A 14,779-nucleotide genomic window follows, 5' to 3' on the forward strand; every position below is an offset into this window, starting at 1 on the left:
TGGACCTCGCATGACCGCCACTACCCCTCCCGGCATCGCCGACATCCACGCCGCCGCCGCGCGGCTTGCTGGTCTGATCCTCGAAACACCCCTGATCGAATCGCAGGAACTCAACGAGCGCTTCGGCGGGCGTATCCTGTTCAAGCCGGAGACGCTGCAGCGCACCGGCTCGTTCAAGTTCCGCGGCGCCTACAACAAGCTGTCGTCGCTTAGCGAGGCGGAACGCAGCCGGGGCGTCGTTGCCTTCTCCTCGGGCAATCATGCGCAAGGCGTCGCCGCTTCGGCCGCCATGTTCGGCGTCAAGGCGGTCATCGCCATGCCCGCCGACGCGCCGGCAATGAAGATCGGCAATGTTCGCAAGATGGGCGCCGAAGTGGTGCCCTTCGACCGTTTTCGCGACGACCGGATGAGCGTGGTTCGCCCCTACGTCGAAAGGGGCATGGTGCTGGTGCCGCCCTTCGACGATCCGGCCATCATTGCCGGGCAAGGCACGATCGGTCTCGAGCTGATGAGACAGGCCAGGGCGCTCGGTGTCAGCCTCGATGCCGTCGTCATTCCCTGCGGTGGCGGCGGCCTATCGAGCGGCATTTCGGTCGCGGTCAAGGATGCCTCGCCAAGCACAGCGGTCTGGGCGGTCGAGCCCGAGCATTTCGACGATACGCGCCGCTCGCTCGCCGCCGGCGCCCGGGTTTCGAACGAACCGGGTTACAGCTCTATCTGCGACGCGATCCTGACCGCCGAGCCGGGCGCGATCACCTTCGCGATCAACCGCAAAAACCTCGCCGGCGCCATTGCCGTTTCCGACAAGGCGACGGCACAGGCGATGCGCGACGCCATGGCCTATCTCAAGCTGGTGGTCGAACCCGGCGGCTGCGTCGCGCTGGCGGCGCTGTCATCGGGCGAGATCGAGCTGTCCGGCAAAAGTATCGCCGTGGTGCTGTCCGGCGGCAATGTCGATTTCGGCACATACGCGGAGATCATAGCGGCCGCCTGATCGCAATTCCGGACGGAAACCGTTCGCACTTTTCCTGGAATTGGCTCTAGTCCAGCGTGCGCCTGAACCGCAGCAGCGCGGTGCCCGCGAACACCAGCACGAACACCACCAGCCAGCCGATCTCGGCGGCGATGGCATGGAAATCGGCGCCCTTCAGCATCACCGCGCGGGTGATGCGCAGGAAATGCGTCAGCGGGAAGATTTCGCCCAGCGCCTGGGCCCAGCCTGGCATGCCGCGATAGGGGAACATGAAGCCGGACAGGAGCAGCGACGGCAGGAAGAAAAAGAAGGTGAGCTGCATCGCCTGCATTTGCGAGCGGGCCATGGTCGAGATGGTGTAGCCGAGCAGCACCAGCGACAGCACGAAGACAAGAACCGACGACAACAGCAGCGTCAGGCTACCGACGAACGGGATGTCGAACAGCAACTTCGCCGCCACCAGAACCACCGCGACCTGCACCGCGCCGACGACAAGGAAGGGCAGCACCTTGCCCAGCATGATCTCGGCCGGGCTGGACGGCATGGCGAGCAGGTTTTCCATCGTGCCGCGCTCGGTTTCGCGGGTCAGCGCCATGGCCGTCATCATCACCATGGTCATCTGCAGGATGACGCCGAGCAGGCCGGGCACGATGTTGTATTGCGAAATGCCTTCGGGATTGTAGCGCTGGTGCACCACCACCTGCAGCTGCTGCCTGGCATTCTCGGCGGCGGCGGCCTGCATGCCCTGGGCGCGCAGCAGCGCCTGGCTCGCCACCGTGCTCAGCGTGGAAATGGCGCCGCTCGCAGCCGAGGGATCGGTCGCGTCCGCCTCGATCAGGATCTGCGGATTGTCGCCGCGCTCGACTCGGCTGGCGAAGTCGGCCGGGATGGTGACGACGAAGGAGACGTCGCCGCGTGCCATCAGGAATTCCGCCTCTTCGGCGCTCGCGGTCACATGGTCGAAACGATAGTAACCCGTCACCTGCAGTGCCGAGACCATGGCGCGCGTATACTGGTCGTCGCTCATCGCCACCAGAGCCGTCGGCAAGCCCTTCGGGTCATTGTTGATGGCAAAGCCGAACAGCACCAGCTGCAGCAGCGGCACGCCAAGCATCATGGCAAAGGTGATGCGGTCGCGCCGCATCTGGATGAACTCCTTGATCAGCAGCGCGCCGAGCCTGGCGAAGGAGAAGACGCTGTTCATGCCATGTTGTCCTTCGACCCCGACATGAACTGGATGAAGACGTCCTCCAGGCTGGTTTCGCCCGGCGCCACCGTCACGCCCTTGTGCTGCTTCTCGACATCGGCAAGCGCTGCTTCGAGCTTCTTCTTGTCGGAACCGACGACATGCAGCGTGGCGCCGAACGGCGCCACCTGGTCGACGCCGGGGCGGCCGTGCAGCTCTTCGGCCACCTTGGCGAGTTGCGGACCCTGCAGCACGAAGGTGGTCAGGCCGGCATTCTTCACCACTTCGGCAACCGTGCCGGTGGCCAACATCTTGCCGTAGGAGATGTAGCTGATGCGATGGCAGCGCTCGGCTTCGTCCATGTAGTGGGTGGAGACCAGCACGGTCAGCCCGCCGCTGGCGAGGCGATGGATCTCATCCCAGAACTCGCGCCGCGCCTTCGGATCGACACCGGCCGTCGGCTCGTCGAGCAGCAGCAGCTTCGGCTTGTGCATGATGCAGGCGGCGAGCGCCAGGCGCTGCTTCCAGCCGCCGGACAGCGTGCCGGCCAACTGGTTGCGGCGCGAGGTCAGGCCGAGTTCTTCCAGCGTCCTCGCAACGTACTCGCCGACCGGCTTCAACTGGTAGAGCCGCGCCACGAATTCGAGGTTCTCGCCGATGGTCAGATCTTCGTAGAACGAGAATTTCTGCGTCATGTAGCCGACTTCGCGCTTGATGCTGAGCGAGTCGGTGCGGATGTTGAAGCCCAGCACCGTGCCTTCGCCTTCGTCCGGCGTCAGCAGGCCGCACATGATGCGGATGGTTGTCGTCTTGCCCGAACCGTTGGGGCCGAGGAAGCCGACGATCTCGCCTTCGGCGACCGACATCGTCACATGGTCGACGACGGTCTTGTCGCCGAAGCGCTTGACCAGGCCATGAACGTCGATGGCGTTCATTTTGCCGTTTCCGCAAGATCGACGTCGACGATCTGGCCTGGCTGCAGCAGGCCGGCATCGCCCTCCGGCCGTGCCTCGACCAGATAGACCAGCTTCTGCCGGTTCTCGAGCGAATAGATCACCGGCGGGGTGAATTCGGGATCGGGCGAGACATAGCTGACGCGCGCCTTCACGTCAGGGCCGCAACCGTCGCAATGAACGCTGAGCAGGCTGCCGATCTTGACCGAGGAGAAGGCGGCCTCCGGTATGTAGACGCTGAGCTTCACCGCGCCGTCAGGCAGCATCGAGATGACCGGCGCGGTCGGGCCGGCGGTGTCGCCGGGATTGCGGATGACGTCGTTGACGCGGCCGGGCGAGGGTGCCGCCAGCACCCGTTTCGACAATCGCCATTGCGCTTGCTCCAGCGTCGACTGCGCCTGCTTGACCTGGTTGTCGGCGGCCTTGATCGTCTCGGGGCGCGCCGGCAGGCCGCCGACGGCGAGATTGGCTTCGGCCTGGCCGACCTGGGCTTCTGCCGTCTCCAGCGTCGCCGAGGCGGTGTCGTAGTCGGCCTGCGTGCCGGCGCCACGCTTGAACAGGTCGGCGGCGCGGTCGTATTTGCGCTTGGCGTCGGCCGCCTGGGCTTTCGCCATGTCGACCTCGGCCTTCAGCACGGCGATCTCTTCCGGCCGCTTGCCGACCTGCAGGTCGGCGAGCTGCGCCTGCGCCTGCGCAAGGCCGGCTTCGGCCTGTGCCACCGCGATCCTGGCGTCGGCGCTTTCCAGTGTCACCACGGGCGTGCCCGGCGTGACGCGATCGCCGCGCTTCACGGTAACTGTATCGACCTGTGCCACCTCGATGGGCGCCAGCAGCACATAGTCGCCTTCGACATAGCCGACAGCGAGCGGCGAGGCGGGCGCACAGGCACCGAAGAGCTGAGCGGCAAGCGGCAAGGAACAGAGGAAACTCATTTTTTTGATCCCATCTTGGGTTTCGATCCCATTGGGGGTTTTGATCCCATTCGGGCGGCCAGTATGGCGCTGAGATTGTCTGATACGGCAGACACCACTTTGGCCGCCTCGGCGGCGCCGATGTCGTGCCAGCCCATGCGGCGCATCACCGCCTCGCGGCCGATGCGGAAATAGATGACCTGGCCGATCAGCGTGAACACGGTGAGCCGAGTCCGCTCGCTTTCCGCCGGCTCGCCGGTCGCCTGCTCCCAGAGCTGGCACAGCCGGCGGTGTGTCGGCTCGAACACGCCGTTGTATATGCGGTCGAGCGCGGCCGTCGGATGCGACAGCTCGCGCAGCACGAATTGCACGATCTCGCCGGCCTGCGGTTGCGCCAGGATGAAGCCGCCCATCCGCTCCAGCGCCGCGAACAGCAGCAGACGTGCCGCCTCCGGGTCGCTTGCCGTCGCGGTCTGGCCATTGCCCGGCGCCTGGCCGGCACCCAGTGCCTGGCCAGCGATTGTCTGGATGGTTTCGACGATGTAGTCGGCGGCGGCAATGCGAAGGCCTTCCTTGCCGCCGAAATGATAAGCGATCGAGCCGATATTGGCCTGCGCCTCCGCCGCGATCTCGCGGGTCGAGGTGCCGTCGAAGCCTTGCCGCCCGAACAGTTTGAGCCCCGCCTGGACGAGCGCGTCGCGGGTCAGATCGGCCGGAGAGGGGTCGCGACGGGGACTTTTGGGGTCAGGCAATTTGATCATCATTGAACTTTAATCAATCGATTGATTAAAGTCAACTTGTGCGTGGCTGTATTGCCATCCTGCGCGGCAACCGCTTTAGTGCGCGGCCATGGGCAAGGAAGTCGAACGCAAGTTCCTGGTCTCCAGCGCCGCGTGGCGGGATCTGGCCGAGGCGGAGATCCGCATTCTCCAGTTCTATCTCGCCACCGCACCTGGGCGAACCATCCGCATCCGCATCAGCGATGGCGCTTCCGCCAAGCTGACGCTCAAATTCGGCAGCAAGGCGCGCGAGCGTGACGAATTCGAATATCCGATCCCGCTGGCGGAGGCGGTGGAGATGCTGGATTTCGCCCTCGGGCGTGTCATCGAGAAGACACGTCATCATGTTAGGCATCGCGGCCATCTCTATGAAGTCGACGTCTTTGGCGGTGCACTCGCGGGACTTGTGGTGGCCGAACTCGAGACGCCGGAAGACGTGCCGGACGAAATGCTGCCTAACTGGCTCGGCCGTGAAGTGACCGGCGAGCAGAAATTCTACAACGCGTCGCTCGCCCTCGGGGGGATACCGGAGATCGCCGCATGAGCTTTCGCATCGACCCGCGCCTGCCGCTGACCGGCGAGGTCAGGCGCATCCTTGCCGAGGAAATCGGCAAGGCAGTCCAGCATCTGGATGCGGCGCGCAGCCGGCCGGAACAGGGGCTGCACAAATGCCGCAAGCGGCTGAAGAGCGCGCGTGCCTTGCTGCGGCTGGTTCATTCCGGAGACGAAACATTCTGCACGACGGAGAACCAGTGCTATCGCAACGTGGCGGCTCTGCTTGCCGGCCCGCGCGAGGCGACGGCGCTGATCGAGACCGTCGACCGGTTGGCGGCAGCTTTTCCCAAGGACAGCGCCGATGGCGGGCTCGATGCCGTGCGCGACAGGCTCGTCGCCCGTCAGCACGATCTGCATGAAGGCGCTGGCCTCGAAGCAGCGATCGGCGCGGCGACCGCGGCTTGCGAAGACGGCATCAAGCGGATCGAAAGCCTGGCCTTGCCGGACCAGCCGGAACAGGCGGCCGATGTGCTTGCCGAAGGCGCCCGCGTCACCTTGCGCCGTGCCAGGAAGGCGCTCGACAGGGCCGGCGCGCGCGGCGAGGCCAATGATTTCCACGATTTGCGCAAGGCGGCCAAGACGCATGGCATGCACCTGTCGCTGCTCGGCAGGCTCTGGCCGACGCCGATCAAGGCGCGGCGCAAGGCGGTCGATGCGCTGGGCGAACGGCTCGGCGAACTGCATGATTTGTTCGTCATGCGCGCGCTGCTCGAGGCGGACGACGAGCCGCTTGGGCCGCACGAGGACACAAAGCTTCTCGGCAAGCTCTTGAAGCGCTCGGAAAAGAGCCTGCGGAAATCCTGCCTTGCCGAGGCCGCCGAGCTGTTTGGCGACAACCCCAAGCACTCGACGAAGAAGCTGGCCCGCAAGGTGCGCGATGACCTTGCCAGCCCGGCGCCGCACGACGAGACGAGCGCTGCCGCGGGCTGACAAGGCGCCGACGCGCTGGCACTTCTCCGCCGAGCCGTGCTAGTCACGCTCTACCATGACCGAGCCCAGCAACACGCTTCTGGATCGACTTGGCCGCTGGCTCGCCGGCCGGCTGCAGGAAGAATCCTCCGGCTATGAGCCGTACACGCCGTCCGACCCTGAAACGCTGCGCCGCACGCTGGAACCCGGCGACATCCTGCTGATCGAGGGCAACCAGAAGATCTCGGCGGCGATCAAGTACCTCACCCAGTCGACCTGGTCGCATGCGGCCTTTTATGTCGGTGATGCCTTGCCCGAGCCGGAAGACGGCTCCGAGCGACGGCGGCTGATCGAGGTCACGCTCGGCGAAGGCTGCGTGGCGGTGCCATTGTCGCGCTATCGCACCTACAACACCCGCATCTGCCGGGCGAGCGGGCTGACACCGGACGACCGCGACAAGGTCGTCGCCTTCATGATCGGCAAGCTTGGCCTGAAATACGACCTCAAGAACATTTTCGACATGTTGCGCTATTTCCTGCCTACGCCACCAGTGCCGGTGCGCTGGCGCCGCCGTATGCTGGCCTTCGGCTCCGGCGACCCGACGCGGGCCATCTGCTCCTCGCTCATCGCCGAGGCCTATGGCCAGATCCACTACCCGATCCTGCCCGAAATCACCCGCGTCCCCGGCCGCGCTTCGGCACAGTCGACTTATATGCGCAAGGAAATCCTGCACATTCGCCATCACTCGCTCTACACGCCGCGCGACTTCGACCTGTCTCCGTTTTTCCGCATCGTCAAGCCGACGCTGGAATATGGTTTCGACTACCGGCAGATGGTCTGGGACGACCAGGCAAGCACAGACGCCGAAGCCGCAAAGGCTGGAGCAATTGCCTCAGACACGTGATGGCTTCGGCCTGGGTCAGGACATGCCCCTATAGCGCGGCCTATCCGGCCGAGGTGCAGGCGTCTCACATGGCGGCCTACATCATGCCGAAACCGCAACGGCGCCCTGGTTTTCGGCTCTCTGTTCGACCCAGACATGGACCGGTTCGTCCCGGCCGCGGATGCTCACCGGCCCATGATCGCGCGCATTCAACTGTGTCGTGGGCGATTCCGCCTTCGCGGCCTCGATCAGTCGTGACCCAAAGCAGATATTCGCCTGAAGCTCACGGCAGAGCGACTGCAAACGGCTGGCGACGTTGACGGTGTCGCCCACCACCGCGAAGGACAGATTGCGCTCGCTGCCGACCGCGCCGATGACGACTGCGCCATATTGTGCACCGATTCGAACGTCCAGCGGCGGATATCCCCTGGAAACCCGCTGCACATTCCAGTCTTCGAGAGTGGCGATCATCGCTTCAGCGCACTGGATGGCGCGAGTCGCGTCGTCATGGCTGGCTTGCGGAACCCCGAATGTCGCCATGATGCAATCGCCGATATAGTTATCGACGGTGCCATTGTGGTCGAAAACGACCTGCTCCATGCGACGGTGGAACTGACGCAGAAGTTCGAACACAGCTTCGGCCGGATGATCCTCGGAATAGTGTGTGAAGCCGACGATGTCGGCGAACAGAACCGCGATATCCTGCCGGCGGACCGGACCGAAGGGCTCGTCATCCGTGGCGAGCTGATCGACGACGTTGGGCGAAAAATGCCTGGCGAGATTGGCGCGGGCGCGCTCTGCCTTGACATAGTCTTCCGACAGATGTCGGGAACGAGAGACGACCAGCGCCATGATCGCGCCGATAATCAGCACAACCAAGACGTTGGTCGCCTGCGCGAACGTATCGACGAAATTGGGGTTGAGATAGAGGTTCAGTCGCTCCGTCATCGGCATCGAATAGAGGTTCGTCGCCGGAATGACGGTTCCCGGATGAAATACCACCCATCCCACCCCGATCGCCCACGTCACGGCCGCGAGCGCGCCGAGATAGAGCGCCAATCGTGTCGAAAGGGTCTGCGCGCCAAGGCATACGAAAATCAGCAGGAATTTGAAGCTGCCCTCGCGCAGTTGCATCGCGGCCGGCGCGACCTCCAGGGAAAACGGGTTGGGCGTCACCAGCAGAATGGTCAACAGAATGATGTCCAGCGTACCGACGAGGTAACCGATCCACCATGGCGCCGCGCGACGGCGCGCAAAGAGAAACTGGATCAGGCCGACGAGCTGGAACAGCACGAGGCCCGCCAGCACGAAGAGCAGTGAGGCATCCCAGCGGCTGATCAATGAAAAGAAGCAGGAGATCACAGCGAGCGATGCCGTACGCGCCCAGAACTGCAATGCAGCACCCTGGCGTTCTGCGCGTTCCCGCAAATTTTTCAGGCGCGAATAGCGGCGAAGTTCAAGCGTTGGTGCGGTCGGCATAGGATCACTTCGATTTGACGGGGACGTGTCACGCATTCGGCAAACCCGCCCTCTACAGTCTGGCAAATCCGTGTGCGAATTCTATCATGAATATTGGTGCCGGATCAGGCCGGCAAGGGACGGCGCCCCTTTGCAGGAACGGCGGGCTGGGCACCCGCATCGCGCGGGTGCGGGCCGATCGGCATGATCGCGGGGAACGGCGTCGCCCCAAAGGCAAACGTGAATTTGTAGCCGGTCAGCGCGTCCTCGGGCGTCGTGTGCTGATCGTGATGGGCGAGCAGTTTGGCGCGTTCGGCCAGCTCTTCGGCCTCGCGGCGCACCATCTCCGCCGTCTCCGGCCGCATCCGCCTGGAGAAGCTGACGAAGGTCGCCTCCTTCTCGATATGGGTGATGGCCCAGCCGATGAAATTCTTGTTGGTCATCTCGAACAGCGGCCTGAGCGGCCCCTCGAAATTCCACTGGATCGGCGTCTCGACCAGCAATCTTGCCGAAAGACCCCGGCCGAGCGCGATCAGGCCGAGTTCCTCGAGGTCACGCAGGTAAAGGAACATCGAGGCTTCGCTCAGGCCTTGCGAACGCATGATGCCTTCGGGCGTGAATTTTTCCGACAGCATGACGAAGATGAACAGCAGCGCCGGACGGCCGGCGAGCCGGCGCTCGATCTCGGGCGCGATGTGGTTGACCGGTCCCGGCCCGCGGTTCATCGAGCCGAGCACGTTTTCCAGCTCGACGCCGGCGGCGGTGCAGATCTCCATCAGCCGGTCGAGCTTGCAGTTCTTCTCGTGGAAGATGCGCTTCACCGTCGGCTCGGAAACGCCCATGCGTTCGGCAAGTTCGCGATAGGTGACGCCCCTGGCCTTCAGCGTCCGCTTCAGCGCCTCGAAGATCAGACCGTTCATGGCATGCACCTCTTGCCAGCGATTTCGTATCGATACTCGATACTAGTGGTAATCGAGCTTCCAGAAAAGTATCGAAAATCCTAGCTCTCCGCCTGTCATCACAGGAGAACAGCTATGAAACGCCTCATCATCTCAGCCTTTGCCGCCAGCATCAGTATCGCGGCGGCACCAGCCGCCCAGGCCGGGGAACTCTGGCGCGCCACGGGCCTCGAACAGCCGGAATCGGCGCTGTTCGACGCCGCCAACAACCGCATCATCGTGTCCAATATCGTCGGTAATGCCGGCGATGTGGACGGCAACGGTTATCTCAGTGTGCTGTCCCTGGACGGCAAGATTGTCACCCGGCACTGGACCGACGGCATGGACGCGCCCAAGGGCATGGCGATCTCGGGTGGCAAGCTCTATGTCGCCGACATCACCAAGGTCCGCGTCGTCGATCTGGCCAGCGGCAAACTGATCGCCAGCATCGTGGTGCCGAATGCCGTCTTCCTCAACGACATGACCGCCGACGTGTCTGGCAAGGTCTACGTGACCGACATGCTGGCGGACACGATCTACCGCGTCGACGGCGACAGACCGGAGCTGTTCGCCAGGGATGCGTTGCTGGCCTCGCCCAACGGCGTCTTCGCCGATGGCAACCGGCTGATCGTCGCCTCCTGGGGCAAGGGCATCAAGCCCGACTTCAGCACGGCGGAGCCGGGTGGGCTGCTGGCCGTCGACCTCGCCAGCAAGGTGGTTTCGCCGCTGCCCGGGGCGCAGAAATTCGCCGACCTCGACGGCGTCATCGCCATTGGCGACAGCATCTATGCCACCGCCTACATGACCGGCACGCTCTATCGCTACAAGGCTGGCGGTGCGCCGGAAGCGGTGGCGCATTTCAAGCCCGGCAGCGCCGACATCGGCACCGACGGCAAGTCGATCCTCTACGTGCCACTGATGAACGAGGGCGAGGTGGCGGCGCTGAAGCTCGATTGAGTCGGCCGCTTGAGGCCGATCCGCCCGCCCCCTGCTAACAGCCGTGGGATGGACCGTGCTACGACGGTCCATCCCACGGTGATGGTCAAGGAGGTTGCCATGAACGACATCCCCGCGGCTCTGGATCGGCACTGGGCTGCCTCCGATGCCGGTGACTTCGAGACGGAGCACGAGATCTACAAGGAGGATGCGGTGCTCGACTATCCGCAATCGGGCGAGCGCATCCGGGGACGGCGCAACATCCAGTCGTCGCGCGCCGCGCAGCCGAACCGCAAGCACTTCAGCGTGCGGCGGATCACTGGCGCGGATGATCTCTGGGTCACCGAATACGTCCTGACCTATGACGGGCGGCCCTCCTACACGGTCAGCATCATGGAATTCCTCGACGGCAAGGTGGCCCGCGAGACCCAGTATTTCAGCGATCCGTTCGAGCCGGGACCGTCGCGCGCGCAATGGGTCGAGCGGATACCGTGAGCCACAGGGACGACCATCCGCCGATCGCCCGTTCGGAGCTGCCGGGTGATACGGCCGCTCTCGCTCGTTACCTCATCGGCAAGCTGGTGATGCGCGACTTGCCCGAAGGCCTCGTCAGCGGCCGCATCGTCGAGACCGAGGCCTATGTCATCGGCGACGCCGCCGGGCATGGTTTCAGGGGGATGACCCCCCGCAACCGTTCGCTGTTCCTCGAGCGTGGCCACGCCTATGTCTATGTCGCCTATGGCATCTCCATGATGCTGAATGTCTCCAGTGAGATGGAAGGCATCGGCACCGGCGTCTTGATCCGGGCGCTCGAGCCGCTCGAAGGCATCGCCATCATGCGCCAGAACCGCGGCGTCGAGCGCCTGCGCGACCTGGCGCGCGGGCCGGGACGGCTGGCGGCGGCGTTGCGGATCGATCGTTCGCTCGACGGGCTCGACCTCTGCCGGAAAGGGCCGCTATGGCTCGCAAGCGATGACTTTGAGCCCGGCGAGATCTGGCAAGGCATCAGGATCGGCATTACCAGGGATGCCGACCGGCCGCTGCGATTTTTTGTCAGGGGCAGTCCGTTCGTCAGCGGTCCGAGATCGTTCAACCAATGACAGGGCCAGCCGCCTCCCTGGAAAGGGTCGCTGGGTACGAAGGGACTACGCCTCCAGGTTCCCCGCCAGCTGCGCCCTCGCGTCCTTGATCGAGGCGGCGTAGGTCACCAGCGGGCGTTTGACGCCGTGGTTGATCAGGGTGCGCCGTATCTGCGGCGAGGCGCCCGCTATGATGAAGCGCACGCCGGCGCGGCTGGCCTTGTGGGCCGCGCTTTCGATAACGTTGGCGGCCGTTGAATCGAAGAGCGGCACGGCGGAACAGTCGAGGATGAAATTCTTGCGCTGGTCGGCGATGCGGTCGAGCACGCTGCCGACGGTGGAGGCGGCGCCGAAGAAGAAGGCGCCGGAGATGCGGTAGACGACGGTCTCGGTGTCGCTTGCCTCGCTGGCATCATAGGCGCGGCCGCTGCTGTCGGCGACATCGTCCTGCACCAGCGGCACGTCAGCCTCGACCGCGATCGACTTGGCCATTCGGTCGATGAACAGGATCGAGCCGAGTGCAAAGCCGACGACGATGCCTTCGGTCAGGTCGCGCAAGACGACGATCAGGAAGGTCGCCAACAGCACCAGCGCGTCGCCGCGCGAAGCGCGCAGCAGGGTGGCAAAGGCCTGTTTCTCGAACATGTTCCAGCAGACCACCGCCAGCACGCCGGCAAGGGCGGCAAGCGGGATGTAGCTGGCCAGCGGCGCCGCCACCAGCATGAAGACCAACAGGAACAGCGAGTGCAGCATGCCCGAGACCGGCCCATGCGCTCCGGCCCGCACATTGGTGGCGGTGCGGGCGATGGTGCCGGTGGTGCAGATGCCGCCGAACAGCGCCGAGGCGATGTTGGCAAAGCCTTGCGCCACCAGTTCGCAATTGGAGCGATGCCGGCGTCCGGTCATGCCGTCGGCGACGACGGCAGACAGCAAGGATTCGATGGCGCCGAGCAAGGCAAAGGCAATGGCGTCCGGCAGCACCGCGACCACCTTGCCCAGGCTGAGCGCCGGCAGCGCAGGAAACGGCAGGCTGCGCGGAATGCCGCCATAGCGCGTGCCGATGGTTTCCGCCGGCAGTGCCAGCAGCGCCACCACCAGCGAGGCCAGCCCAACGGCGATCAGCATGCCCGGCCAGCCCGGCCGCCAGTGCTTGACCGCGACAATGGTGCCGATGGTCAGCACCGCCACCAATGTCGCCGAGATGTTCACCGTGCCGGCCGCCTGCCCGATCGCCATGAGTTTCGGCAGCAATGGCCCGGGCTCCTTGCCCGCCAGCTTCAGTCCGAACAGTTCGACGATCTGGCCGGAGAAGATGATGATCGCGATGCCGGCGGTGAAGCCGACCGTCACCGGATAGGGAATGAATTTGATGTAGGTTCCAAGCCTGAGATAGCCGATGGCGAGCAGGAAGACGCCGGACATCATCGTTGCCAGGAGCAGCCCGTCAACGCCTTCGCGCTGGACGGTTGCCGCCACCAGCACGATGAAGGCGCCGGCCGGGCCGCCGATCTGGAAGCGGCTGCCGCCGAGCGCCGAGATGATGAAGCCGCCGACGATGGCGGTGAACAGGCCCCGCTCCGGCGTCACGCCGGAGGCAATCGCAATCGCCATCGACAGCGGCAGCGCGACGATGGCGACCGTCAGCCCGGCCATGAAGTCGGCCTTGAACTGCGGCAAGTGGTAACCCTCGCGCCAGACCGTCACCAGCTTGGGCGTGAACAGTTCGGCGAATGTCGGCTTTGCCGACTTTTGGGCCGACTTCTGGGCCGGCTGGCGGCTTGCCTGATGGCTCTGGTCCATGAATGTGCCTTCCGCTCCGTGAAGGCGGCGGGATCGTCGGCAGGATCGTCGGCGGTCGCGTCGCGACTTAAGTGTGCCGACTCAAGAGGGCGGGAGCGCCTAGCGCGACGCGGGCTGCTTGAGGCGTACGCCCCGGCCGCCGCGCTCGCTGGCGTGGTTCTCGCCGATCAGTTCCACCCCGGACTCGTCGAGTGCCTGGATGACCTTCATCAGCGTATCGACCACGCCCCTGACCACACCGTCGCTCGCCTCCATGCGCTGGACGGTCGGCAGCGAAACGCCGGCGCGTTCGGCGAGCGTCTTCTGATCGATGCCGGCCAGCGCCCTCGCGGCGCGCATCTGCGCGGCAGTGATCATCGGTCGAAACTCCCGTCTGAGTCTGCAATGCCAACGTATAGTACAATCATTTTGATGTTTCAACCATCAATATGCATATATGAAACATGGTTATTGCTCGTTATCAGCGACGTCGTGATGACTACGGAATTCATGCTAGCCTACCGCGTTGTCGCCGTTCGCGGGAAATCGACTCCGATCCCGTTTTTCATCGACAGTATTGAGGGGATAAGCCGTTGAAAATCTTGAAGGCTTTGATGACGCCGGCATGCGTGCTGCCGATGATCCTGCTATTGGCGGGTTGCGGGCACGTCATCAACAGGATGATCTGACACCGCGCTTGCTTGCTGGTTGGTCAGGCGTCGTCGCTGACCAGCTTGCGCCGCTGCAGCACCCGCGCCACCAACCAGCATAGCATCGCCCAGGCGAAGCCTGCGCACCAGCCCGCCAGCACGTCCGACGGCCAGTGGACGCCGAGATAGATACGGCTGACGCCAACCAGCACCGTCGTCAGCACGGCCAGCGACAAGACGTAAACCTTCGTCGCCCGGCCATGCAGGAAGCGCGCCGCGAGCGAACCGAGCGTGAGATAGGTCACCGCCGACAGCATGGCGTGGCCGCTCGGGAACGAGAGCGACGTCTCGTTGACAAGATGCGACACGAGTTCGGGCCGCGGGCGGTCGACGCCGACCTTCAGCAGGCTCGACAGCACCTGGCCGCCGGCCACGGCGACAAAGATGAGAAGCGCGGTGCCGGGCCTGCGGATCAGCAGAAGATAGATAATCGTCGCCGTCGTGATCAGCACAAGCACGGCTGAGCTGCCGAGACTGGTGATGTCGCGCATCGCCCCTTCCAGCCATGATGGGCCGATCGGAACGCCTGGTTGCCCGGCCTGGCGGAAGGCAAGCAGGATTTCGGTGTCGAAGGCGTGCGGGGAGGTGGCACGCGCCACCTCCATCAGTTCCTCAAAACCCCATAGCCCGCCAGCGATGATCAGGCCGGCCAGCAGGACCGGGAATTCTATGCGGTTGAGCAGGGTGCTTGCGGTGTCTTTCATCGGAGCGTGTACGGAGCCTTCATCTC

At 64.4% G+C, this 14,779-nt stretch carries 16 protein-coding genes; 7 read left to right on the forward strand and 9 right to left on the reverse strand.

Going from position 1 to position 14,779, the window contains the following annotated elements; genetic code table 11:
- The first annotated feature begins 10 nt into the window (after positions 1–10).
- Entirely contained in the window at positions 11–994 is a 984-nt protein-coding gene (locus HGP13_RS03795; RefSeq protein WP_172221706.1) for a threonine/serine dehydratase, read from the forward strand.
- 46 nt (positions 995–1,040) lie between these two features.
- Here HGP13_RS03795 and HGP13_RS03800 read toward each other — a convergent pair whose 3' ends face one another.
- From HGP13_RS03800 to HGP13_RS03815, 4 genes are read right to left on the reverse strand one after another with little or no spacing between them, the layout of a single operon-like run.
- Positions 1,041–2,177, reverse strand: coding sequence for an ABC transporter permease (locus tag HGP13_RS03800; protein ID WP_172221708.1), 1,137 nt, complete (start codon positions 2,175–2,177; stop codon positions 1,041–1,043).
- Positions 2,174–3,094 carry an ABC transporter ATP-binding protein gene (locus HGP13_RS03805; RefSeq protein WP_172221710.1) on the reverse strand — a complete coding sequence of 307 codons (921 nt, stop codon included), beginning with the start codon at positions 3,092–3,094 and terminating at the stop codon, positions 2,174–2,176. Before HGP13_RS03805 ends, HGP13_RS03800 begins: the two co-directional genes overlap by 4 nt.
- Positions 3,091–4,044 (reverse strand): HlyD family efflux transporter periplasmic adaptor subunit, encoded by a 954-nt coding sequence (locus HGP13_RS03810; RefSeq protein WP_172221712.1) that lies wholly within the window; start codon positions 4,042–4,044, stop codon positions 3,091–3,093. Before HGP13_RS03810 ends, HGP13_RS03805 begins: the two co-directional genes overlap by 4 nt.
- Positions 4,041–4,784, reverse strand: coding sequence for a DUF1956 domain-containing protein (locus HGP13_RS03815; protein WP_172234607.1), 744 nt, complete (start codon positions 4,782–4,784; stop codon positions 4,041–4,043). The genes HGP13_RS03810 and HGP13_RS03815 overlap by 4 nt, the downstream gene beginning before the upstream one ends.
- 88 nt (positions 4,785–4,872) lie before the next feature.
- On the opposite strand from HGP13_RS03815, the gene HGP13_RS03820 reads away from it, so the two are divergent.
- From HGP13_RS03820 to HGP13_RS03830, 3 genes are read left to right on the forward strand one after another with little or no spacing between them, the layout of a single operon-like run.
- Positions 4,873–5,346 carry a CYTH domain-containing protein gene (locus tag HGP13_RS03820; RefSeq protein WP_172221715.1) on the forward strand — a complete coding sequence of 158 codons (474 nt, stop codon included), beginning with the start codon at positions 4,873–4,875 and terminating at the stop codon, positions 5,344–5,346.
- On the forward strand, positions 5,343–6,287 hold the full coding sequence (locus HGP13_RS03825; RefSeq protein WP_172221717.1) for a CHAD domain-containing protein: 945 nt from the start codon (positions 5,343–5,345) through the stop codon (positions 6,285–6,287). Before HGP13_RS03820 ends, HGP13_RS03825 begins: the two co-directional genes overlap by 4 nt.
- A gap of 55 nt (positions 6,288–6,342) precedes the next feature.
- Complete coding sequence (locus HGP13_RS03830) at positions 6,343–7,170, forward strand: YiiX/YebB-like N1pC/P60 family cysteine hydrolase (RefSeq protein WP_172221719.1); 828 nt, start codon at positions 6,343–6,345, stop codon at positions 7,168–7,170.
- A gap of 81 nt (positions 7,171–7,251) precedes the next feature.
- On the opposite strand, the gene HGP13_RS03835 is transcribed toward HGP13_RS03830, so the two are convergent.
- Both HGP13_RS03835 and HGP13_RS03840 read right to left on the reverse strand, forming a co-directional pair.
- Positions 7,252–8,628: an adenylate/guanylate cyclase domain-containing protein gene (locus HGP13_RS03835; protein ID WP_172221721.1), complete on the reverse strand. Its 1,377-nt coding sequence runs from the start codon at positions 8,626–8,628 to the stop codon at positions 7,252–7,254.
- A gap of 104 nt (positions 8,629–8,732) precedes the next feature.
- Entirely contained in the window at positions 8,733–9,527 is a 795-nt protein-coding gene (locus tag HGP13_RS03840) for a helix-turn-helix transcriptional regulator (protein WP_172221723.1), read from the reverse strand.
- Between the two features lie 114 nt (positions 9,528–9,641).
- Here HGP13_RS03840 and HGP13_RS03845 point away from each other — a divergent pair, with 114 nt between their 5' ends.
- The 3 genes from HGP13_RS03845 to HGP13_RS03855 all read left to right on the forward strand — a co-directional run bounded on the left by HGP13_RS03845 (position 9,642) and on the right by HGP13_RS03855 (position 11,581).
- A complete protein-coding gene (locus HGP13_RS03845) occupies positions 9,642–10,502 on the forward strand; it encodes an ATP/GTP-binding protein (RefSeq protein WP_172221726.1) in 861 nt (286 codons plus the stop codon).
- Positions 10,503–10,601: 99 nt separating this feature from the next.
- On the forward strand, positions 10,602–10,976 hold the full coding sequence (locus tag HGP13_RS03850) for a nuclear transport factor 2 family protein (protein WP_172221728.1): 375 nt from the start codon (positions 10,602–10,604) through the stop codon (positions 10,974–10,976).
- Positions 10,955–11,581 (forward strand): DNA-3-methyladenine glycosylase, encoded by a 627-nt coding sequence (locus HGP13_RS03855; RefSeq protein ID WP_172221730.1) that lies wholly within the window; start codon positions 10,955–10,957, stop codon positions 11,579–11,581. The genes HGP13_RS03850 and HGP13_RS03855 overlap by 22 nt, the downstream gene beginning before the upstream one ends.
- Before the next feature lie 45 nt (positions 11,582–11,626).
- Here HGP13_RS03855 and HGP13_RS03860 read toward each other — a convergent pair whose 3' ends face one another.
- The 3 genes from HGP13_RS03860 to HGP13_RS03870 all read right to left on the reverse strand — a co-directional run bounded on the left by HGP13_RS03860 (position 11,627) and on the right by HGP13_RS03870 (position 14,753).
- Complete coding sequence (locus HGP13_RS03860; RefSeq protein ID WP_172221733.1) at positions 11,627–13,360, reverse strand: SulP family inorganic anion transporter; 1,734 nt, start codon at positions 13,358–13,360, stop codon at positions 11,627–11,629.
- A 99-nt stretch (positions 13,361–13,459) separates the two neighbouring features.
- A complete protein-coding gene (locus HGP13_RS03865) occupies positions 13,460–13,717 on the reverse strand; it encodes a helix-turn-helix transcriptional regulator (protein WP_172221736.1) in 258 nt (85 codons plus the stop codon).
- A gap of 334 nt (positions 13,718–14,051) precedes the next feature.
- A complete protein-coding gene (locus HGP13_RS03870) occupies positions 14,052–14,753 on the reverse strand; it encodes a phosphatase PAP2 family protein (protein ID WP_172221739.1) in 702 nt (233 codons plus the stop codon).
- Between the last annotated feature and the right edge of the window lie 26 nt (positions 14,754–14,779).

It is taken from the genome of Mesorhizobium sp. NZP2077, from assembly GCF_013170805.1.
Classification (GTDB): domain Bacteria; phylum Pseudomonadota; class Alphaproteobacteria; order Rhizobiales; family Rhizobiaceae; genus Mesorhizobium.